A 19,439-nucleotide genomic window follows, 5' to 3' on the forward strand; every position below is an offset into this window, starting at 1 on the left:
GCCTTTTTATTTGGATATTAAAGGATGGGCGAAATGAGGTTCGCAATGCCTTCCTTTATACGAATCCATTTATTTCTGGAGTCGTATCTTTCAACGGTAAGCAGAGAACAGTCCTCAATATCTGCTTCATAGATGAGTCGGTATTTGGTTGCTTCATTTTTATCGTATATGAAAGCATTGACTTCGAAGTTCAAAAAGAAGCTTCTGGAGTCGACATTTGTCGTCCCGACACTCAACACTTCATCATCGACCATCATCACTTTCTGATGGAGGAAACCTTTCTCGTAAATATGGACGTGGGCCCCCATCCGTGCTATCGCACCTGCATTGGAGTAGGTGCCCCAATAGACGAACGGGTGATCAGGTTTGTCAGGGATCATCAGATGTACTTCGACTCCGCTCAATATAGCGATTTTGACTGCCTCCAAGAAAGATTGGTCTGGAATGAAATAGGGTGTCTGGATATAGATGGCTTCCTTTGCGCTGTAAATCATTTTCATATAGCCGTATTTGATCTGCTGCCATCTTTCATCGGGGCCACTTGAAGCCACTTGCATAGGCGTGTTGCCATAATAGTGGTTTATTTCAGGAAAGTAGCGATTTTCCCTGAACATGTTATTGCGTTTATCATGTGAATTCCAGTCCAACATAAAGCGCAACTGGAGAGATTTAACAGCATTCCCTTCAATCCTCAAGTGGGTATCACGCCAATAGCCGAACTTTTTATTCAAGCCAATGTATTCATCCCCTACGTTGAAGCCGCCTACATACCCGAGAGTGCCATCTATTACTACAATTTTACGATGGTTGCGGTTGTTCATTCGTGGATTTATAAGGCGGAGCATGCTCGGGAAGAAAGCTTCAACCAGACCTCCAGCTTCTTTCAATTCTTTAAAGTTGCTCAACCGGAGGGTTCTGGAACCTATATCGTCGTAGAGAATCCTGACAGAGACTCCCTCTCGTTGCTTTGCAAGCAATGCTTTATGTACTCTTTGGCCGATTCCATCCAGTTTTAAGATATAGTATTGGAAATGGATATGGTCTTTCGCATTATAGATATCTTCAATCAGCTTTTCGAATTTCTCATTGCCGTCGGTGAAGATATCTATTTTGTTGTTGATGGTCATGAAAGACTGGTTGTTATCAAGCAACATATGGATTATTTTCCTATGACGGTTTGTGATGTCGTTTGCGAAAGACATACGGTTGTTCTGTAGATCACTGAGTTGCTCATCAACTAGGTGCTCAAGACCCACTTTGTCTGCTTCATTGATCTGGAATAACTTCTGGTTGTATATTTGGCGGCCGAAAAGGATATAAAATATGAAGCCGATGATCGGCAGAAAGAAAAGGACCATAAGCCAAGCCCATATGCTCTGCGCGCTGCGTCGTTCCAAAAATATCAGCCCTATGGCAAAAAGGAGGTTGATTCCAATTATGATAAGGGTGATGGTACTCAACACTTTTGCGCTGGATAGGAATTCAAATATAGCTAATTCCATATTTTCACCTCACTTGTATTCTATTATAAACCAAGATTATTTAAAATTCTGTAACATTTATTTTTTGATTTGTATGGCAAAAATATAAATTTCGCGTTAAAATAAGAGTAAGTTGAAAAACGGGGAGTGTCATTATGTACAAAAACGACCGTTCTAAAGTGAAGCAAGTTGTCACGATGTTGAGTGAACTTGGTGTTAAAGTAAAGGTTTCGAGATCTAGACTTGAAATCATGAACGGTATTGCACATAAGGAACAATTACGGTTGAAAGAACAGAACATCTAAAATAACCGCAGCTACTAAGCTGCGGTTATTTTATGCTTTCTTGTCATATTGATGGAAATAGATGCTCATTATGATTCCAATCGCCAACATGTTAGCCCAGAGCCCACTTCCTCCATAACTGATGAAAGGCAAAGGGAGTCCGGTAATCGGCAATAGTTGTACAGTCATGCCGATATTTTGGAAAACATGAAACATCAGCATGGAAAGGTAGCCGATGATGAAATAAGATGAGAAACTATCATCAACGACTGTTGCAATCCTGAAGAGGTGGAGCATAAGCATAAATATAAGTACGATGACGGCAGTGGCACCGATAAACCCGAATTCTTCACCGATGATCGTAAAGATGAAGTCCGTATGGTTTTCCGGAATGTAGATGATGCCATCACCAAAGCCTTTCCCATCAATGCCACCAGAACCGATCGCCTTTAATGAGTTGCTGAGCTGGAAGCCACCTTCGGCCATGTATTCCTCCGGCCGCAGCCAAGAGTATATTCGCTCGAACTGATAAGGGTGAATGCCTAGGTAACGCTCAAGTATGTCCGGCCTGTAGATGATGCCAAGAATCAAGGCACCCCCGATTGTAACTGCTGCAATCAAGGTCGGAACAATAAGCCACCAGCTGATGCCTGAGACGATAATCATTCCGAATAGTATCGCCAGCATGACCAAGGTGGTGCCCAAATCATTTTGGAATAGTATGAGCAGCATCGGCAGAATGGAAGTTGCGGCGATTTTTATAAGCAGTTTAATATCTGCACTCAGATCATTGGTTATCTTATATTTATTATGCTGGTTGATGACATAGGCCAGAGTCAATATGTAGATGATCTTGACGATCTCGGATGGCTGGATGCTGAAGAACCCGAATTGATACCAACTTTTGGCACCATTTATAATCGGTGTAATCGGGGAAACAGGCGCGATGAAAAGAATGGCAAGCGATAGGACGCCGGCAGTGTATATGAGCCAGATATACTGCTTCAGCCATTTGACGGGGATAAAAGTCAGCACGAAGACCATCAGGAAACCAAGCAGATAAAATAAAGTCTGCCTAAGGGCGAAATCGGTATTGTATTGTCCGCTGGTCATTGCAGAACGGATCATGAAGACGCTGACGGTCCCAAGGACTACAATAAGCAGTAGCAACAGCCAGTCCATCCTGAAGAATATATTGGCATTTTGTCTTTTGTAATTATTGTTTTTTTCCAAAAAATTCACCTAACCCATTATGGAATCATGACATTTAGTATACACTATTTTATGATAAAATTAAGCGTATTAACCCAATATGAATTTGATGAACACAAAAATAAAACGATGATGGAGTTGTACAGTAGTTATGATTGAGACAACAATAGGGACAATCGCCAATTTCTGTGGTGGACAGATGAATGCTGCTGCAGAATCACAAAAGGATAGAATCATAAAAGGGGTATCTATAGATACAAGGACGCTGCAAAAAGGCAATCTGTTCATCCCCTTCAAAGGAGAGAATACGGATGGCCACCGTTTTATGGAGCAGGCTTTCGATAAAGGGGCGGCGCTCAGCCTGACAGAACAAGCGTCATCACAGTCTGATTCATCCTTGCCGCTCATCCATGTTCCAGACGGTTTGCTTGCTCTGCAGACCATTGCACAAAAGTACCTTGAAGAAGTGTCTCCCAAAGTCATCGCGATTACGGGATCGAACGGAAAGACAACCACGAAGGATATGGTCGAATGTCTGCTTTCCCCACACTTCAAAGTGAAGAAGACGATCGGCAACTACAATAATGAGATTGGTCTACCATTGACGCTGCTTCAGCTTGATGCTGACACTGAAATCTCCATATTGGAGATGGGGATGGACAAAGCAGGCGACATCAATCTGCTCAGTACAATGACACAGCCCGATATCGCAATCTTGACCAATGTGGGGGAGTCCCACATCGAAAAATTAGGCTCGAGGAAAAATATCGCCCGTGCAAAGTATGAAATTGTGGATGGCTTGAAACCAAACGGCACCTTCATCTACTCGAGGGATTACCCTTTACTTGAGGCATTGGTGCAGCGTGACGCCCCCTATAATCTAAAGACAGCAGGGGAGCAGCCGAGCAATGATATTAGGATAATGGATGTTTCAGAAACCCGGGAGGGCACCCATTTTGAATTAGGCCCAGGGAATATGGATGTCCAGATACCACAGCTTGGTGTCCATAACGCCGCCAATGCTTCGATGGCCCTACTTGCAGCAGAAGCTGTGGGCCTTTCCATGAAGGACGTCAAGGACCAATTCCAGACACTGGTCGTAACGGATATGCGCATGGAACGCATGATTCATCAAAATGGGGCAGTCATCATAAATGATGCCTATAATGCAAGTCCATCCAGCACCAAAAGTGCGATTGATACTATAGGTCGCATGGATTCTGACAACCGCATCCTCGTCCTTGGGGATATTTTGGAACTTGGAGAGTATTCGGCGCCGCTTCATCTGTCGATAGCACAACATATCAACAGCTCGGACCATCATTTTGATCACATCCTGACTTATGGGGAGGCGATGAAGGCTGTTCATGATAATGTTGACATTGATAGCCGGTCACACCATGATGATATAAAATCGTTGGCCACCGCACTTAAATCAGTGATGACGCCTGAAAGTGTCATTCTATTGAAGGCATCCAGAGGAATGGCGTTGGAGAGGGTGAACGACTATATCTAGATCCATCGGTCTGCTCTTTCTCCACGGCTACACTGGAGGACGGTATGAATTGGAACCTCTGTTCGATTATTTGAAATCAAGGTATGAATTCGACTATGAATTTCCAGTCTATCCAGGACATGGAACAGTGCTCAATCTCACTGAGCCAGATGGTGATGCCTGGTATGCTGAGGCGCTGCATGCATATAAAAACCTTAAAGAGCGTGTAGATTCAGTCTACATCATCGGTTTTTCGATGGGAGGCGTCTTCGCCAGCCATATCGCACAGCATGAGTCTATAGACAAACTCGTGCTCATCGCTCCGGCTTTCGAGCATATCAGGCTCTCAAGATTAGGGCGGTTGAACCTTACTCCAGCACATTTCAGTGAACATATGAAAATGCACCTCTACCAGAAGATCAGAAAGCGACTCAAAGATATTCCGTTTAAAGCGTATCAGGAGTTCAAGCGGATTGTTGAGGCGAAGTCCGGGAGCTTGGAAGAGATCAAGACGGATACATTGATCATCCATGGTACACTGGATCTTCTTGTGCCTTCGATATCAAGCATTGAAGTGAGCAGGCAGATACCGTCCGCCAGACTAGAACTGATAGAGGGTGCGCCGCATCTTTTTGCATTTACAGAAGCGCATCAGCTTGAGTTAAATATATTCACCGAACGCTTCCTTTTCCCGGAAGAGATAAGACTTGTATAATGACAATAAAAATGTTAATATTGAGTAGTTATGCGTAACGAAAATGAGAAACGATAAGTCAAAGGAGACTCTAATTTGAAGTTTTTTAAACAATTAGGTGTCAGTGATGAAACCTTGAAATCACTGGAAGACATAGGGTTCGAAACACCAACCCCAATTCAGGAGGAAAGTATTCCTCTCGCGCTCGAAAGAAGAGATATTCTCGGGCAGGCAAAAACAGGTACTGGGAAAACAGGTGCTTTCGGCATTCCGATCATTGAAAATACCGAGAAGCAGGGCGGCACTCAAGTGCTGATCCTCACACCGACGCGTGAATTGGCCGCACAGGTGAGCGACCAACTCAAGAAGTTTGCCAAGTACAAAAAACTTAGTGTATCCACTATATTTGGCGGGATGAGCATTGAACGCCAGATCAAGGATTTGAAGAGAAAACCAGAAATCATCGTGGGTACACCTGGCCGTATCATCGACCACATCAAGAGAAGGACATTGAAACTCGATAGCATCCATACACTTGTCCTCGATGAAGCGGATGAAATGATGAACATGGGATTCATAGATGACGTCAAGTTCATCATGTCCGAGATGCCTGCGGATGACAGGCACACATTGCTGTTCTCGGCGACGATGCCACCAGCAATACAAGAGTTGGTCAAACGGTTCATGAAAGACGCAAAAATCGTCAAAACCATGAATCAGGGTGGTGCAAGCGACCCGCAGATTACCGAGCATTACACTATCGTAAAAGAGCTCGAAAAGCTTGAAGTCTTTACTGACTTCCTAGACGTCCATCAGCCAGAACTGGCAATCGTCTTCGGGCGTACAAAACGCCGCGTTGATGAGCTGACGAGTGCGTTGGTCGCTAAAGGCTACCGCGCTGAAGGACTGCATGGCGACATCACGCAATCGAAACGTCTTGAAGTCCTGAAGAAATTCAGGAACAATGCCTTGGATATATTGGTTGCCACAGATGTTGCAGCCAGAGGCCTCGATATTTCAGGCGTATCCCACGTCTACAACTTCGATATCCCTCAAGATTCCGAGAGCTATACGCACAGAATCGGCCGTACGGGACGTGCGGGTAAAGAAGGTGTGGCACTCACATTCGTCAATCCAGTAGAAATGGATTATTTGAGAATGATTGAAAATGCCAAAAAGAAAACGATCTCTGCGCTCAGACCGCCTCTTAAAAAAGAAGTGCTTAAAGCACGTGAAAAAGAGATCTATGAGAAGATGGATCAATGGAAGGCCAACAACAACAATGCACATACTCTTGAAGTGGCGGAACACCTGCTTGAGCAAGGTGAAGCGAAGGAAATCGTTGCAGCACTGCTCAATGAATTCCTGTTCAACGCATCAGATGACAATATCCAACTGTCATTCGAAAAACCACTTACACGAAAAGGTGGCAATCGACGCGGAGGCAAGCCTTCAGGTGGCAAGAAGCCATTCAAGAAAGGCCGTGGCTATGATAACCGCTCAGGCAACAAGCGTCAGGGCAACAGACCACCACAGAACAACAACAAGCGCCAAGGCGGCCGCACATTTAAAGATCACATCAAATAATTCCATACCCCTGTCCAATGGACAGGGGTGTTTTTTTTATATTCTACGTAGTATATTTAAAGGATAAGGCTAATCGTCATAATGTATAATCGATATATAAGTGGAGGCAAACATGAAAAAAGTGCATGATGAAGTAGTTCCATATATGCAAAAACGTTATTTGGCATCTTTCACCCTATGGTTGCTCATAGGGATTGTGGCCAGTGCCCTTACCTTTTATCTTGAATGGAGTCATTGGGTATACTTTGGAACGGGCGGGGTGCTTATCATGTTATTGATAATGGGCATCTTCATAAGACCGTTTGTCTATAGAAAAGTGACCCGTTATGAAATCGATGAAGGGCGCCTCGTAGTCAAAAAGGGGTTTTTCCGCATCGCAACAAAAATGGTGCCGATCCAGAGAGTGCAGGGTGCCAAATTGGCAACGGGCCCGATTTCCAGAAGGCATGATTTCGCCATACTGGAAGTATCAACGGCCAGTTCGAACATGGTGATGCCCCCTCTGAAATTGCACGAGGCACGGGAGATGAAAGCAACCATCATACAACAGGTGAAGGAGGCACATACAGATGTATAGCCCGCAGAAACTCCACCCAGTCGCTTATCTTGGCAGTATCGTCAATGGCGTCAAAAATCTCTGGATTCCATTGATCATAATCCTTTTCAATTCACGTGACGTCATATTCTCAGGTGAAGTCTCGCTCAAATATATTGTCATTTTTATCGGTGTACTGGTTCTTGCCATCGTGCTGTTCGGAGGTATGGATTTCCTGAATAAATATCGGACACGGTTTTGGATAGAAGCGGGCAAATTCATCTACAAGGACGGGGTCATTACCAACCGGGAGAAAGAACTTGATATAGGGAGGATACAATCGATTGATTTCAGCGAACCCATATTCCATCGTATGTTCGGTGCTGTGAAATTGGAGATCATCACTCCGGGGGACGCCATTCGTATTGATACAATGAAGAAAACCCAAGCCGAATCACTGCAGAGAATACTCTATGATGAGAAGTCACAGGCAGAAGGTGAGGCGATTATCGGTGCTTCGAGCGACTGGCCTCGGCATGAAGCGGAGGACCCCCAGGAGTTCACGGAACTTTATCTGATGAGTAACCGCTCGCTCCTTCTGATGAGCATGACCAGCGGCGCTTTAGGTACTTTCCTTGCGCTGGCATTCGGCTTCATCAACATCATCGGAGCGGACTTTTTGCTGGAGCGCTATTTCGACTATTTTGAAGGGGCATTCAAGAGTGTCTTGTGGGCTTATATGCTTGCAGTAGGTTCCTTCATTCTTGTGGGATATGCAATAGGCATACTCATCCTTATGATCAAATACCATAAATACACGCTCAAGATGAAAGACGATGATCTTGTCGTCGAATATGGGTTGATTGAAAAGAAACATCAAAGCATCAACATCAACCGGGTTCAGAACATTATTGTAAGGGATTCGATCATCCGTAGGATGATCGGCTATTATTCATTGGCTGCAACGATTACGAGTGATTCCCTGGAAGGGGACGATGTCGAAGGCAAGGTTGAAATCCTGCCCTTCATAAAAAGAGATGACCTATATAGGATTACAGAACAGATTTTCCCGAATTATCATATAGAAGTCCCTCCACGTATCGTACCGGTCAGGGGATACAGAAGATACTTCCAAGTGATGGCTTTAGGCATCTTCACCATCAGCGCCATCATCCATTATTTCTGGTTTGACTATATGTGGACCATTGGCTTGGCACTACTCACCATTGTCGCCCTATCTGGTTTTTACAGTGCCCATAACAGTGGCTATACAATCCGGGATGAAGAGATCAATCTGATGACCACATCGTTTTTCAAGCGTTCGCACTATATCATCAAATCGGATAAATTGATAGAAGCGGAATGGGCGTATAACCCGTTTCTTAAGCGGTCTGAACTCGGGATTATAACGCTGGTCACCGCCGCGGGGATGATGGGGTCCCGGGCGACCTTGAAGTTCATTGACCAAAAAGATGTGGATACTATCTGGCAGTGGGCTGAAAGGAGTGCTTCCAATGAAAAAGATATCACCGAAATCGATCACGGTGTGGCGGATTCGTGAAGGGATTGCCGCGTTGATTGCATTGCTGGTGGCGGTTGCCGCAACGATACTGCATTTCTATATATGGGAATGGCTGCCATGGTGGGTGCCGCTCATACCTTTTGTGATTTTCATCTACATCAGCCTGATCAATGTATGGTTGATGCCGAAATTGAAATATAAATATTTCCGTTATGATGTTTCTCGCGATGAAATACGTATCCATAAAGGAATCATCTTCAAAGAAGAACTTGCTGTACCGCTGTTCAGAGTACAGAATATTGATACGACAGTTGGTCCGTTGATGAAACGGTACGCTCTCAAAGGGGTTACCCTGAGAACATCTGCAGCACCTATCCACATACCTGAACTCGAGTCGGGTGAAGCTGACCATCTGCGCAATGATATCAGGACACTAATCAATGAAAAGACAGGGAGAACCATATGATCAGAGGCCTAGGCACCGATATAATTGAAATCGAACGGATCAAAGCCGCGGAAGATAAAGGCGGACGGTTGTCGAAGCGGATTTTATCTGAGGAGGAAATGGAAGTCTACAGGACATTAAGCAGCGAAAAGAGAAGGATGGAGTATCTGGCTGGGCGCTTTGCGGTCAAGGAAGCATATAGTAAAGCTCTGGGCAGTGGCATAGGGGAACGTATCACTTTTTCAGACATCACTTGTCTGAATGATGAGGTGGGAAAACCCTTCATAAGCGGAGAGGAGTGCGCACATGTTTCAATTTCTCACTCCAATCATTATGCCACTGCCACAGTGATACTTGAAAATAAGGGATGAGGAGATTGAGATATGTCGGAAAAGTACTATAGGGATACAATTGTCGATGTCGATCTGGCAGCTATCGGACACAACTATAAAGCTGTGAGTGGAATGCATCCTGATAAGACTTTCATCGCAGTCATAAAGGCGAATGCATATGGGTTGGGCAGCACTGCTGTTGCAGAGTACTTGTCCCATATTGGTGTGGATTTCTTTGCAGTCGGTACGCTGGATGAAGCGGTCGAGTTGAGGATGCATGGCATCAGGGAGAAGATACTCATTCTCGGACCGATCAGGCCGGAAGATATGAACAAAGCCATAAAGCACCGTATAGCTGTCACCGCCCCGAGCTATGAATGGCTTAAAAGAGCGGAGCAGGCTATCGAAGATGATGATGGAAAGGGTGTCTGGGTCCATATCAAGGTGAACAGTGGCATGAATCGACTGGGTGTATCCAACATCAAAGAGGTTAATCAGATGATTGCGTTGATAGAGGCCTCTCCTTACCTTACCTATGAAGGCCTGTTCAGTCACCTCAGTTCAGCGGAGGTTGATTCGGAACGCCCCTTCAAAGAGTACGGAACATTCAAATCCATTATTTCGCAAGTTAAAAAACCTCAGTTTGTGCACGTCCAAAATTCAGCAGGTGCCTTTCATCTTGAGGCAGATGAATGCAATGCCATGCGCATCGGCCTCTCCCTATATGGATATTATCCGTCTGACTTCATAGCGGGGATATCACCTGTCGAGCTGAAGCCGTCCGTCGGCCTGGTGACCCATGTAGTGGATACACATGTGCTGCAAGAAGGAGAGGGGGTCAGTTATGGATTGAAATATATCGCAGATGAGAAAGTGACCATAGCCACGCTGCCGATCGGTTATGCGGATGGCTTCCTTCGTTCACGCACAGGTTATAAAGTGGCTCTGGAGGACGGCACATCCTGCCCGGTAGTCGGGACCGTATGTATGGACTACATCATGATCCGTGTTCCTGACCATGTTGAATTGGGGGACAAAGTACATATCATCACTCCAAAACGGCATTCCGCACAGTCTATGGAATCCTACAGTGATTATGTGGATACGATACCTTACGAATCTATGTGCAAGCTCGGCCGCAGACTGCCGCGTATTTACCATGGCACAGACGGTAGTCGCATCAGCAATGAAGTTTTAAAATAAACTAGTAATGATTTTTTATACATGTTATCATTATTATGAATAGCGATGTAATAGAGGAGTGGTCTAGTAATGATGAACACGACATTGTGCAGCAGCACAGTACTCTCTCTTGAACATGGATATACAGAGATGAGTGAGATCAACCTTTCCATTGCGTCTGAAAGTCACGAGCTTGAATGTGAAGCACAAAAATGCAACGAAGATTTCCTCGTTTACAGTAAAGATGGTGAATAGATGAAGAGAGGCGAAGTATATCTTGCTGATCTTTCACCTGTGCAAGGTTCTGAACAGGGTGGTAAACGTCCAGTAGTGATCATCCAGAATAATGTCGGCAACTACCACAGCCCCACTGTGATAGTTGCCGCAATTACTGGCCGGATCGACAAAGCCAAGATACCTACACATGTGGAGATTTCAAAGGATACATATAATCTGGACAAGAATTCGGTCATATTGCTCGAACAAGTCCGTACAATCGATAAGAAGCGACTTAGGGAAAAACTTACATATTTGAATGAAGAAAAGATGAAAGAAGTGGACAAGGCGTTGATGATAAGCCTTGATCTCCTGCCGAAAAAACCCAGGAAATCCAAGAAAATGAAAAGCTGATGGACTTTTGTGTACAAAAGTCTTTTTTCAGTATGAGGTGAAATCATGACGTATATTGATAATATTGTAAATAAATACAGGGAAATCATCCAGCTTTACCTTTATGGGGGAGATGCAGACAAAGCTATGGATCTGTGCCAATCATTCAGCGAAGAAGTCATTGAAATGGACACCTCACCTGAGGAGATTGTTTCGCTTCATATGGAGCTCCTTGACGATATGGGAATAGAAGATGGCGCCCTCATAAAGCAATCTTTAGACATCCTGCAAGAAGTGATCATCTCATTTGGATTTACATACAGGGATTATAGATCCATGATGAACAAGCTTAAAATCCATGATAAGGAAATGGACGTCGCAGCCAGTCTGCAGGAAACGATGCTGAAGACCGAAATCCCAACGTTTGACACGATGGAAATCGGCGCCATCAGCGTGCCCGCCAGAAAAGTCAGCGGAGACTATTTCAACATTATCGACCATAATGACGGCATGCTCAGTTTTGCGATTGCTGACGTCATAGGCAAGGGGATACCGGCCGCAATTGCGATGAGCATGATAAAGTTCGGCATGGATTCTTATGGTTATTCCCAATTGCCGAGCGACAGTCTGAGGAAACTGAACAGGGTGGTCGAGAAGAACGTCAATCAAAATATGTTCGTCACCATGTTCTATGGTTTGTATGATCATAGCACAAACCGGTTCTATTACTCTTCGGCAGGACATGAGCCTGCCCTGCTATATAGGCACGATACGGATGAATTCGAAGAAATTGATGCCAAAGGGGTTGTCCTTGGAGTAAAGCGGCATGCACGTTATGAGCAGAAGGAAGCACGGCTCGGGCCCAAGGACATGATCATCGTATTTACTGATGGTGTGACGGAACTAAGGAAGCATGACGATACATTCATCGAGCTCGACTATGTAAAGGATATGATCAAACAAGTGAAGGATCATCATCCACAGGATATTGTCCAGTATATCTATGAATCACTCATGCGTGTCCAGAACCCGCATAAAAAAGATGATCTGACGTTATTCATATTAAAAAATAATAAAAATTAGGCTTTATGTGTTTAGAAATTTCATATACGGGTAAAGCTTGAAGTGTTTATGTATTTAAGTTGAATGGGAGTGGAACTTAATGAATCTCAATATCGATACAACAGAGAGAGAACAAGAATATGTGATTGTGCTTAAAGGGGAACTAGATGTCTATACTGCACCTGAGTTGCAGAAAATCTTGGAACCCATCCGCCAGTCGGGCAGTCACGATATCAGAATAGATTTAACGGATGTCGAATATATGGATTCTACGGGTCTCGGCATTTTCGTCGGTACTTTAAAGGAATTGAACCAACACGATAGAGAACTTTATGTCACTGGAGTGACAAAGCGGATATTAAGGTTGTTTGAAATTACAGGTTTGAGAGATCTTATGCATATCAACGAAGCGTCGGGGGTTGAATAGTATGGCAGAGAATTACGATTATATAGAAATGAAATTTCCTTCGAGCGCCGAGTATGTAGGATTGATACGATTGACATTGTCCGGCGTACTTTCAAGGGTAGGAGCTACTTATGATCAGATAGAAGACTCCAAAATTGCTGTGTCAGAAGCTGTCACCAATGCAGTAAAACACGCCTATGATGAAGAAAAGGGTGGAGAAGTACTGATTGGTTTTGCGATATACACTGAAAAAGTGGAAATCATCGTTGCAGATCACGGTCAGAGTTTCAATTATGAAGCAGTAAAAGAGGAACTGGGTCCTTATACTGAAGATGACAACATCAACTACCTCAGAGAGGGAGGCTTGGGACTATTCCTGATTGAAACACTAATGGATGAAGTCTATATTAAAAAAGATCCTGGCGTCACAATCAGCATGACGAAGTTTATTAATGAAAGTCAGGTGCATTCGAATGGAGAAACAATCGTCAATCGATAGAAAATTAACACCGGAAGATATTAATGAACTGATTCGCAGCCATCAGGAGAATGGGGATGATGCGGCTCAAGCGAGATTGGCAGAACACTACAAGAAACTCATCGAATCTCTTGCCTATCGCTATTCAAAGGGTCAAAGCCATCATGAGGATCTTGTGCAGGTCGGCATGGTTGGGCTTCTTGGCGCAATCAAAAGGTTCGATGTATCCTTTGATCGACGTTTCGAAGCATTCCTAGTCCCAACAGTCGTTGGTGAAATCAAAAGGTATCTGAGGGATAAGACATGGAGCGTGCATGTCCCGAGGAGAATCAAGGAAATCGGCCCCAAGATCAAAAATGCGAATGACGAACTCACCAATCGATTGGAACGGTCTCCAAAGATAAGTGAAATTGCAGATCATCTGCAAGTTTCAGAAGAAGACGTGCTGGAAGCGATGGAAATGGGTCAAAGCTACAATGCATTGAGTGTCGATCATTCCATTGAGGCAGATAAAGACGGATCCACGGTAACGTTGCTTGATGTCATGGGACAGTCCGATGACAACTATGATCTGTCAGAAAAAAGACTGATCCTGGAAAAGGTGATTCCGATACTTTCAGACAGGGAACGGGAGATTATCCAGTTCACCTTCATGGAAGGTCTGAGTCAGAAAGAAACGGGAGAGCGCATCGGCCTCAGTCAAATGCATGTATCGCGACTTCAGCGCACCGCAATCAATAAGCTGCGCCAGGCAGTGAGTGAGAAAGAGTAGAATATCTACCCCCCATCCTTAAGGATGGGGGGTTTCAGTGTTATAATATATAAGGATCAACCAGATTTAAAACAGGAGAGATAAGATGAACGAAACGCTGATCAAAGAACTTGAAAAAACAACAGGAAAACGGGCAAAAGATATAGGGAATGTGCTCGGGCTTCTACAAGAGGGGAATACCGTCCCGTTCATAGCACGCTACCGAAAAGAAATGACCGGTGGTATGGATGAACAAGAAATTAAAGCAATTTCAGACCGCTTTTCATATCTCGAAAATCTGGAGAAGCGTAAGCAGGAAGTGCTTAGACGCATTGATGAGCAGGGCTTCCTTACTGCAGAACTGGCACAGGACATAAAAAAACAGACCGTATTGAACAGGGTGGAAGATCTCTACAGGCCATTTAAGCAGAAGAAAAAAACGCGGGCAACCGAGGCAAAGCGTAAGGGCCTGCAGAACCTGGCTGAATTCATCAAGAGCCAGACTTCAGAAAACGTGGAAACAGAAGCAAGCCGCTACTTGACTGAAGAAGTGGGTTCTGAAGAAGAGGCCATCAAAGGGGCCCTTGATATCATTGCTGAAGATATATCAGACAACCCCAAATATAGAGCGTATATATTGAAGGTGTTCAAAGAGAGCGCAGATTTGATGACCAAGAGGAAGAAGAATGCTGAAGATGAACAAAACACCTTCGAAATGTACTATACCTACAGTGAGCCCATCGGTAAAATCGTACCGCACAGGATATTGGCGATCAATCGGGGTGAAGAATTGGGTGTGCTTACTGTAAAATTCGATTACGATATAGAACGTTTCAAGAGATATATCGGCAAACAGACCATAAAAGAAGGTTCAGCCACCGGACGATATATACAGACAGCTATTGAAGACGCCCTAAAACGTCTTATCATCCCTTCCATCGAACGGGAAGTCAGACAAGAATTGACCGAAAAAAGTGAGCGGCATGCTGTGCATATATTTGAAGAGAATTTGAAGCGGCTTCTGCTCCAGCCACCCCTGAAAGGCCATGTTATTCTTGGTGTGGATCCGGCCTTCAGAACAGGGTGTAAACTTGCAGTAATCGATGCTGCCGGTCAATTCCTTGATAAAGATGTGATTTATCCGCATCCGCCACAATCTAAGCAGGATGCAGCGAAAAACAAGCTGCTCAAGATGATAGATGAGTATAAAGTTACGCTTCTGGCAATCGGTAACGGTACGGCCTCGCGCGAAACCGAGCTGTTCATCAGTGAGCTGGTGCAATCTGAGGATTTAGATGTCAAATTCATTATCGTCAATGAAGCTGGGGCAAGCGTCTATTCAGCTTCTGAGGTGGCACGTGAAGAATTCCCACACTTCAATGTTGAAGAACGGAGTGCTGTATCCATAGCCCGAAGGGTCCAGGATCCGCTCAGTGAACTGGTCAAGATTGACCCTAAGGCAATTGGAGTCGGGCAATATCAGCATGACGTCAACCAGAAGTTTTTGAATGAATCGCTTAATTTTGTCGTTGAAACTTCAGTGAACCAAGTGGGAGTCGATGTAAACACGGCTTCGCATGTTTTGCTTCAACATGTGGCGGGATTGTCTCCTGCCATCAGTATGAATATCGTAAAATACCGCGAAGAAAACGAAGGCTTCAAGTCGCGCAATGAAATCAAAAAGGTGCCCCGCCTTGGAGCAAAGACTTTCGAGCAATGTGTCGGTTTTCTGCGTGTGGCAGAAGGAAAAGAACCACTCGACCAGACACCGATTCATCCCGAACGCTATAAGGAGACTTATAAACTGATTTCCCTTATCGGCATGACCGAGTCTGATATCGGCACAAAAGAGCTGGCGGAAGCGTTGCATCAAGTGAACTTGGAAGAGGTGGCCGGAGATCTCGGAATCGGTCTTCCGACACTGCTTGATATCGTAGATAGCCTGAAAGCACCAACGCGTGATATCAGGGATGAGTACGAGGTGCCTCTATTGAAATCTGATGTGTTGAAGATGGGAGACTTGAAAAAAGGCATGAAACTATCTGGAACAGTCCGTAATGTCACCGATTTTGGCGCATTTGTTGATATTGGTGTAAAACAGGACGGGCTCGTACACATTTCAAAATTGACGAAAAAATTCATCAAACATCCAATGGAAGCAGTCAGTGTCGGAGACATAGTAGATGTCACAGTAATTGACATAGATGAAGGAAAAGGCAGGATCTCATTGAGCATGAAATAAAAATATCCCGATCGAAATGATTCGATCGGGATATTTTTATTTATTATTCATTACTGTCCATATCTACATCTTCAATGTTGATGCCCATTGCTTTTGCAACACCTTCACCGTAAGCCGGGTCGGCTTTATAGCAGTTTCTGATATGGCGATGTTTCACTTTGTCGGAAACTCCGCTCATCTCACTTGCTGTGTTAGTGAATATACGTTGCTTCATTTCATCAGATTGGAGGTTGAAAAGTTTGCCTGGCTGCTCATAATAGTGGTCGTCATCTTCACGGAAATCGTGTTCGTAAATCAAACCATCCATTTCGAGAGGTGGCTGTTTAACGCTTGGATCGTCTTCATATTGACCGTAGCTGTTAGGGTAGTAGTTTGTGTGTGAACCTAAGTTGCCATCAACCCTCATTGCACCATCACGGCTGAATGGGCAGACACCTGTTGCGCCTTTAGGGGAGTTCACAGGAATCTGGTGGTGGTTTACACCAAGACGGTAGCGCTGAGTATCTCCATAGGAGAAGAGACGTCCTTGAAGCATTTTATCTGGTGAGAAGCCGATGCCCGGAACGATATTGGTCGGGGCGAATGCTGCTTGCTCAACTTCTGCGAAATAGTTTTCAGGGTTGCGATTGAGTTCGAATTCACCAACCGGGATAAGTGGATACTCATCTTTATACCATACTTTAGTCAAATCGAATGGGTTGTGGTAGTGGTTTTTGGCCTGTTCTTCGGTCATGACCTGGATGTACATCTTCCATTTAGGGAAATTGCCATCTTCAATTGCGTTGAAGAGATCCCTTTGGGAGGATTCGCGGTCTTTCGCAATTACTTCTTCAGCTTCTTCGGCTGTCAGGTTTTCGATACCCTGTTCTGTACGGAAGTGGAATTTCACCCAGACGCGTTCGTTGTCTGCATTCACCATGCTGTAAGTGTGGGAACCGAATCCATGCATGTTTCTGAACCCTTTAGGGATGCCGCGATCTGTCATCAGTATTGTGACTTGATGCAGTGCTTCAGGAAGCAATGTCCAGAAATCCCAGTTGCTCTCGGCATTGTGCATATTTGTTTTAGGATCGCGTTTAACGACGTGGTTCAAACTTGCGAAAAGTTTAGGGTCGCGGAAGAAGAATACTGGCGTATTGTTTCCAACCAGATCCCAGTTACCTTCTTCAGTATAGAACTTAAGTGCAAAGCCACGGATGTCACGTTCAGCATCTGCAGCACCACGTTCTCCGGCTACCGTAGAGAAGCGCGCGAACATTTCTGTCTGTTTGCCGACCTCGCTGAATATTTTAGCCTTTGTATATTGTGTAATGTCGTGTGTTACAGTGAAAGTACCGAATGCCCCAGAACCCTTCGCGTGCATCCGTCTTTCAGGAATTACTTCACGGTCAAAATGCGCCATCTGTTCAAGGAAATAAGGATCTTGCATAACTACTGGGCCACGCGGTCCTGCAGTCATTGTATTTTCCCTGTCACCTACCGGAGCTCCAAAGAGAGTAGTCAGACGATCTTCGGATGCACCTTTGCCTTGCTTCCTAGGTTGAGTGCCACCACCGCTGCGGGCAGTACCAGGCTTGTTGCCGTTATTTTCAAAGTCCATAGATGTAGTCCCTCCAAGAAAATATTATAATCTTGTTTAGAATGATTATAAATAAATAATAACATAGTGAGAAAAAAAAACAATCTTTATGCATGAAAATTACTACTAAAGAAGTATCTTCGAAATTGATAATCAATTGTCTGCTGAAAATCGAAAATCATCTGCAATTGAACTCTAGTCTATAGCTGATGACTCTACAGAAATTTAAAAATATATTCTATTGCATTTTTCTGAATTCTCATGGTAAGTTTATATATGATAGGTTCAGCGCACAGACTACTGTGAGGAGGGAGGGCATATGAAGAATTTTATAATGATATTCAGCTTTGCTCTTTTAATTCTAGTAGGGTGTAGTGACGGGGAGTCAGAGTTGGCAGGTAAGAAATTGGGATTGACCAATTATGATCCGACCATCACTGAGGAAGAGAAAAAAGATAAGGAAGTCATCTTTAATTCGCACATGGCAGTGTTCGATTTTGAAACAGACGATGAAGTAGTACTTGAGTATCTGGGAAATGAGTATCAAGGACATTATACGCTAGATGATGACCGGTTGGCCATTGAACTAAAAGATGGGGGAACAAGCTTAGCCATGACCTTTATCCAGTTTGAAAAGAATGATGCTGATTATTATAGTTACAGTGGTGAAAGTGATGAAGTTAAATTAGATGAGGGCGGGGAAGTGTCCCAATTAAAGAATGTCTATGAAAGTTATATGGGGGTTAATGAATCCTACATATTCATTGAAGAATCTGAAACGGATTGATACTGGGAGTAAATGAGTAGAATGCACCAGAAGATATGTAGAATGTAACATAGGCAACCATTCCAAAACCTTGCCTTATGACTGAAGTTAGTTTCCGCATGTTAGAAAGGTCTTATCAATATGATGTATGTGAGTAATGGTAAGGAAGTCCAATTCCAAATCGGACACTTATATAGTAGAAACACGGTTATTATGAAGAAAAGACGACCAGTGATTTAGCGACATCCAAAGCTTTTTAAAAGAAATATAATAAAATCAATAAAAAGCGTTGACTTCCAAAACAAAACCCGTTATTATAAATATCGTTGCAATATTCCTTTGGCCCGTTGGTCAAGCGGTTAAGACACCGCCCTTTCACGGCGGTAACACGGGTTCGAGTCCCGTACGGGTCATTCTCTTAAAAAAGTTTTAAAAGGTTGTTGACTTTTTAAAACGGCTGATATACAATAGAGTATGTCGCTAAAAACAAAAGATATTATAAATGCGGTTGTGGCGGAATCGGCAGACGCGCTAGGTTGAGGGCCTAGTGGGAGTTAATCCCGTGGAGGTTCAAGTCCTCTCAGCCGCACCATTTATTTTTGGGATAAGCAACTTTATAATGCGGGTGTAGTTAAATGGTATAACCCCAGCCTTCCAAGCTGATGTCGTCGGTTCGATTCCGATCACCCGCTCCATTAATTTTTTTACAGTCAACGAGAGAACATTGAAAACTGAATGACAATATGTCAACGTTAATTCCAATAAACCGGATGGTTA

General features: G+C 44.0%; 20 protein-coding genes and 3 tRNA genes. 20 read left to right on the forward strand and 3 right to left on the reverse strand.

What is annotated here, in order from left to right; all coding sequences use genetic code 11:
• Window positions 1–17: 17 nt before the first annotated feature.
• On the reverse strand, window positions 18–1,502 hold the full coding sequence (cls, locus tag ACFFLE_RS06995; protein ID WP_380570427.1) for a cardiolipin synthase: 1,485 nt from the start codon (window positions 1,500–1,502) through the stop codon (window positions 18–20).
• 134 nt (window positions 1,503–1,636) lie between these two features.
• Here cls and ACFFLE_RS07000 point away from each other — a divergent pair, with 134 nt between their 5' ends.
• Complete coding sequence (locus ACFFLE_RS07000; RefSeq protein ID WP_344700777.1) at window positions 1,637–1,786, forward strand: Lmo0850 family protein; 150 nt, start codon at window positions 1,637–1,639, stop codon at window positions 1,784–1,786.
• Between the two features lie 30 nt (window positions 1,787–1,816).
• Here ACFFLE_RS07000 and ACFFLE_RS07005 read toward each other — a convergent pair whose 3' ends face one another.
• Window positions 1,817–2,947 (reverse strand): FtsW/RodA/SpoVE family cell cycle protein, encoded by a 1,131-nt coding sequence (locus tag ACFFLE_RS07005; RefSeq protein WP_380570444.1) that lies wholly within the window; start codon window positions 2,945–2,947, stop codon window positions 1,817–1,819.
• 181 nt (window positions 2,948–3,128) lie between these two features.
• Between ACFFLE_RS07005 and ACFFLE_RS07010 the strand changes: the two genes are divergently transcribed.
• The 15 genes from ACFFLE_RS07010 (at window position 3,129) to ACFFLE_RS07080 (ending at window position 16,317) form a co-directional block, all read left to right on the forward strand.
• Window positions 3,129–4,493 carry a UDP-N-acetylmuramoyl-tripeptide--D-alanyl-D-alanine ligase gene (locus ACFFLE_RS07010; protein ID WP_380570428.1) on the forward strand — a complete coding sequence of 455 codons (1,365 nt, stop codon included), beginning with the start codon at window positions 3,129–3,131 and terminating at the stop codon, window positions 4,491–4,493.
• A 10-nt stretch (window positions 4,494–4,503) separates the two neighbouring features.
• Entirely contained in the window at window positions 4,504–5,187 is a 684-nt protein-coding gene (locus tag ACFFLE_RS07015; RefSeq protein WP_380570445.1) for an alpha/beta hydrolase, read from the forward strand.
• Between the two features lie 75 nt (window positions 5,188–5,262).
• Entirely contained in the window at window positions 5,263–6,753 is a 1,491-nt protein-coding gene (locus tag ACFFLE_RS07020; RefSeq protein ID WP_380570429.1) for a DEAD/DEAH box helicase, read from the forward strand.
• Between the two features lie 112 nt (window positions 6,754–6,865).
• On the forward strand, window positions 6,866–7,330 hold the full coding sequence (locus ACFFLE_RS07025; RefSeq protein WP_380570430.1) for a PH domain-containing protein: 465 nt from the start codon (window positions 6,866–6,868) through the stop codon (window positions 7,328–7,330).
• On the forward strand, window positions 7,323–8,849 hold the full coding sequence (locus ACFFLE_RS07030) for a PH domain-containing protein (protein ID WP_380570431.1): 1,527 nt from the start codon (window positions 7,323–7,325) through the stop codon (window positions 8,847–8,849). Before ACFFLE_RS07025 ends, ACFFLE_RS07030 begins: the two co-directional genes overlap by 8 nt.
• On the forward strand, window positions 8,803–9,276 hold the full coding sequence (locus tag ACFFLE_RS07035; RefSeq protein WP_380570432.1) for a PH domain-containing protein: 474 nt from the start codon (window positions 8,803–8,805) through the stop codon (window positions 9,274–9,276). The genes ACFFLE_RS07030 and ACFFLE_RS07035 overlap by 47 nt, the downstream gene beginning before the upstream one ends.
• Window positions 9,273–9,626 (forward strand): holo-ACP synthase, encoded by a 354-nt coding sequence (gene acpS / locus ACFFLE_RS07040; RefSeq protein WP_380570433.1) that lies wholly within the window; start codon window positions 9,273–9,275, stop codon window positions 9,624–9,626. Before ACFFLE_RS07035 ends, acpS begins: the two co-directional genes overlap by 4 nt.
• A 12-nt stretch (window positions 9,627–9,638) precedes the next feature.
• Window positions 9,639–10,790 carry an alanine racemase gene (gene alr, locus ACFFLE_RS07045; protein ID WP_380570434.1) on the forward strand — a complete coding sequence of 384 codons (1,152 nt, stop codon included), beginning with the start codon at window positions 9,639–9,641 and terminating at the stop codon, window positions 10,788–10,790.
• A gap of 69 nt (window positions 10,791–10,859) precedes the next feature.
• Window positions 10,860–11,024, forward strand: coding sequence for a hypothetical protein (locus tag ACFFLE_RS07050; RefSeq protein ID WP_344700768.1), 165 nt, complete (start codon window positions 10,860–10,862; stop codon window positions 11,022–11,024).
• Window positions 11,025–11,399: a type II toxin-antitoxin system PemK/MazF family toxin gene (locus ACFFLE_RS07055; RefSeq protein ID WP_344700767.1), complete on the forward strand. Its 375-nt coding sequence runs from the start codon at window positions 11,025–11,027 to the stop codon at window positions 11,397–11,399. It begins immediately after the preceding gene.
• Window positions 11,400–11,444: 45 nt separating this feature from the next.
• Complete coding sequence (locus ACFFLE_RS07060; RefSeq protein WP_380570435.1) at window positions 11,445–12,461, forward strand: PP2C family protein-serine/threonine phosphatase; 1,017 nt, start codon at window positions 11,445–11,447, stop codon at window positions 12,459–12,461.
• Window positions 12,462–12,540: 79 nt separating this feature from the next.
• Entirely contained in the window at window positions 12,541–12,867 is a 327-nt protein-coding gene (locus ACFFLE_RS07065; protein ID WP_380570436.1) for an anti-sigma factor antagonist, read from the forward strand.
• Window position 12,868: 1 nt separating this feature from the next.
• Window positions 12,869–13,345, forward strand: coding sequence for an anti-sigma B factor RsbW (gene rsbW, locus ACFFLE_RS07070; RefSeq protein ID WP_380570437.1), 477 nt, complete (start codon window positions 12,869–12,871; stop codon window positions 13,343–13,345).
• The gene (gene sigB, locus ACFFLE_RS07075) at window positions 13,320–14,096 is read left to right on the forward strand and encodes an RNA polymerase sigma factor SigB (protein ID WP_380570438.1); all 777 of its coding nucleotides are present in this window, start codon (window positions 13,320–13,322) and stop codon (window positions 14,094–14,096) included. The genes rsbW and sigB overlap by 26 nt, the downstream gene beginning before the upstream one ends.
• A gap of 85 nt (window positions 14,097–14,181) precedes the next feature.
• Entirely contained in the window at window positions 14,182–16,317 is a 2,136-nt protein-coding gene (locus ACFFLE_RS07080) for a Tex family protein (RefSeq protein ID WP_380570439.1), read from the forward strand.
• Between the two features lie 43 nt (window positions 16,318–16,360).
• Here ACFFLE_RS07080 and ACFFLE_RS07085 read toward each other — a convergent pair whose 3' ends face one another.
• The gene (locus ACFFLE_RS07085) at window positions 16,361–17,917 is read right to left on the reverse strand and encodes a catalase (RefSeq protein WP_380570440.1); all 1,557 of its coding nucleotides are present in this window, start codon (window positions 17,915–17,917) and stop codon (window positions 16,361–16,363) included.
• Between the two features lie 298 nt (window positions 17,918–18,215).
• Between ACFFLE_RS07085 and ACFFLE_RS07090 the strand changes: the two genes are divergently transcribed.
• The 4 genes from ACFFLE_RS07090 (at window position 18,216) to ACFFLE_RS07105 (ending at window position 19,357) form a co-directional block, all read left to right on the forward strand.
• Complete coding sequence (locus ACFFLE_RS07090; RefSeq protein WP_380570441.1) at window positions 18,216–18,683, forward strand: hypothetical protein; 468 nt, start codon at window positions 18,216–18,218, stop codon at window positions 18,681–18,683.
• A 320-nt stretch (window positions 18,684–19,003) separates the two neighbouring features.
• Window positions 19,004–19,075, forward strand: a tRNA-Glu gene (locus ACFFLE_RS07095).
• Between the two features lie 91 nt (window positions 19,076–19,166).
• A tRNA-Leu gene (locus ACFFLE_RS07100) sits at window positions 19,167–19,254 on the forward strand.
• Between the two features lie 29 nt (window positions 19,255–19,283).
• Window positions 19,284–19,357: transfer RNA gene (locus ACFFLE_RS07105), tRNA-Gly, on the forward strand.
• Window positions 19,358–19,439: the final 82 nt, after the last annotated feature.

The organism is Salinicoccus siamensis, assembly GCF_042429615.1.
Lineage (GTDB): Bacteria > Bacillota > Bacilli > Staphylococcales > Salinicoccaceae > Salinicoccus > Salinicoccus siamensis.

Bases quoted from the DNA above. Each gene is read 5' to 3' on its own strand.
- cls (WP_380570427.1), bottom strand. From the start codon at position 1,502: ATGGAATTAGCTATATTTGAATTCCTATCCAGCGCAAAAGTGTTGAGT.
- ACFFLE_RS07000 (WP_344700777.1), top strand. From the start codon at position 1,637: ATGTACAAAAACGACCGTTCTAAAGTGAAGCAAGTTGTCACGATGTTG.
- ACFFLE_RS07005 (WP_380570444.1), bottom strand. From the start codon at position 2,947: ATGGACTGGCTGTTGCTACTGCTTATTGTAGTCCTTGGGACCGTCAGC.
- ACFFLE_RS07010 (WP_380570428.1), top strand. From the start codon at position 3,129: ATGATTGAGACAACAATAGGGACAATCGCCAATTTCTGTGGTGGACAG.
- ACFFLE_RS07025 (WP_380570430.1), top strand. From the start codon at position 6,866: ATGAAAAAAGTGCATGATGAAGTAGTTCCATATATGCAAAAACGTTAT.
- ACFFLE_RS07030 (WP_380570431.1), top strand. From the start codon at position 7,323: ATGTATAGCCCGCAGAAACTCCACCCAGTCGCTTATCTTGGCAGTATC.
- ACFFLE_RS07035 (WP_380570432.1), top strand. From the start codon at position 8,803: ATGAAAAAGATATCACCGAAATCGATCACGGTGTGGCGGATTCGTGAA.
- acpS (WP_380570433.1), top strand. From the start codon at position 9,273: ATGATCAGAGGCCTAGGCACCGATATAATTGAAATCGAACGGATCAAA.
- alr (WP_380570434.1), top strand. From the start codon at position 9,639: ATGTCGGAAAAGTACTATAGGGATACAATTGTCGATGTCGATCTGGCA.
- ACFFLE_RS07050 (WP_344700768.1), top strand. From the start codon at position 10,860: ATGATGAACACGACATTGTGCAGCAGCACAGTACTCTCTCTTGAACAT.
- ACFFLE_RS07055 (WP_344700767.1), top strand. From the start codon at position 11,025: ATGAAGAGAGGCGAAGTATATCTTGCTGATCTTTCACCTGTGCAAGGT.
- ACFFLE_RS07060 (WP_380570435.1), top strand. From the start codon at position 11,445: ATGACGTATATTGATAATATTGTAAATAAATACAGGGAAATCATCCAG.
- ACFFLE_RS07065 (WP_380570436.1), top strand. From the start codon at position 12,541: ATGAATCTCAATATCGATACAACAGAGAGAGAACAAGAATATGTGATT.
- rsbW (WP_380570437.1), top strand. From the start codon at position 12,869: ATGGCAGAGAATTACGATTATATAGAAATGAAATTTCCTTCGAGCGCC.
- sigB (WP_380570438.1), top strand. From the start codon at position 13,320: ATGGAGAAACAATCGTCAATCGATAGAAAATTAACACCGGAAGATATT.
- ACFFLE_RS07080 (WP_380570439.1), top strand. From the start codon at position 14,182: ATGAACGAAACGCTGATCAAAGAACTTGAAAAAACAACAGGAAAACGG.
- ACFFLE_RS07085 (WP_380570440.1), bottom strand. From the start codon at position 17,917: ATGGACTTTGAAAATAACGGCAACAAGCCTGGTACTGCCCGCAGCGGT.
- ACFFLE_RS07090 (WP_380570441.1), top strand. From the start codon at position 18,216: ATGAAGAATTTTATAATGATATTCAGCTTTGCTCTTTTAATTCTAGTA.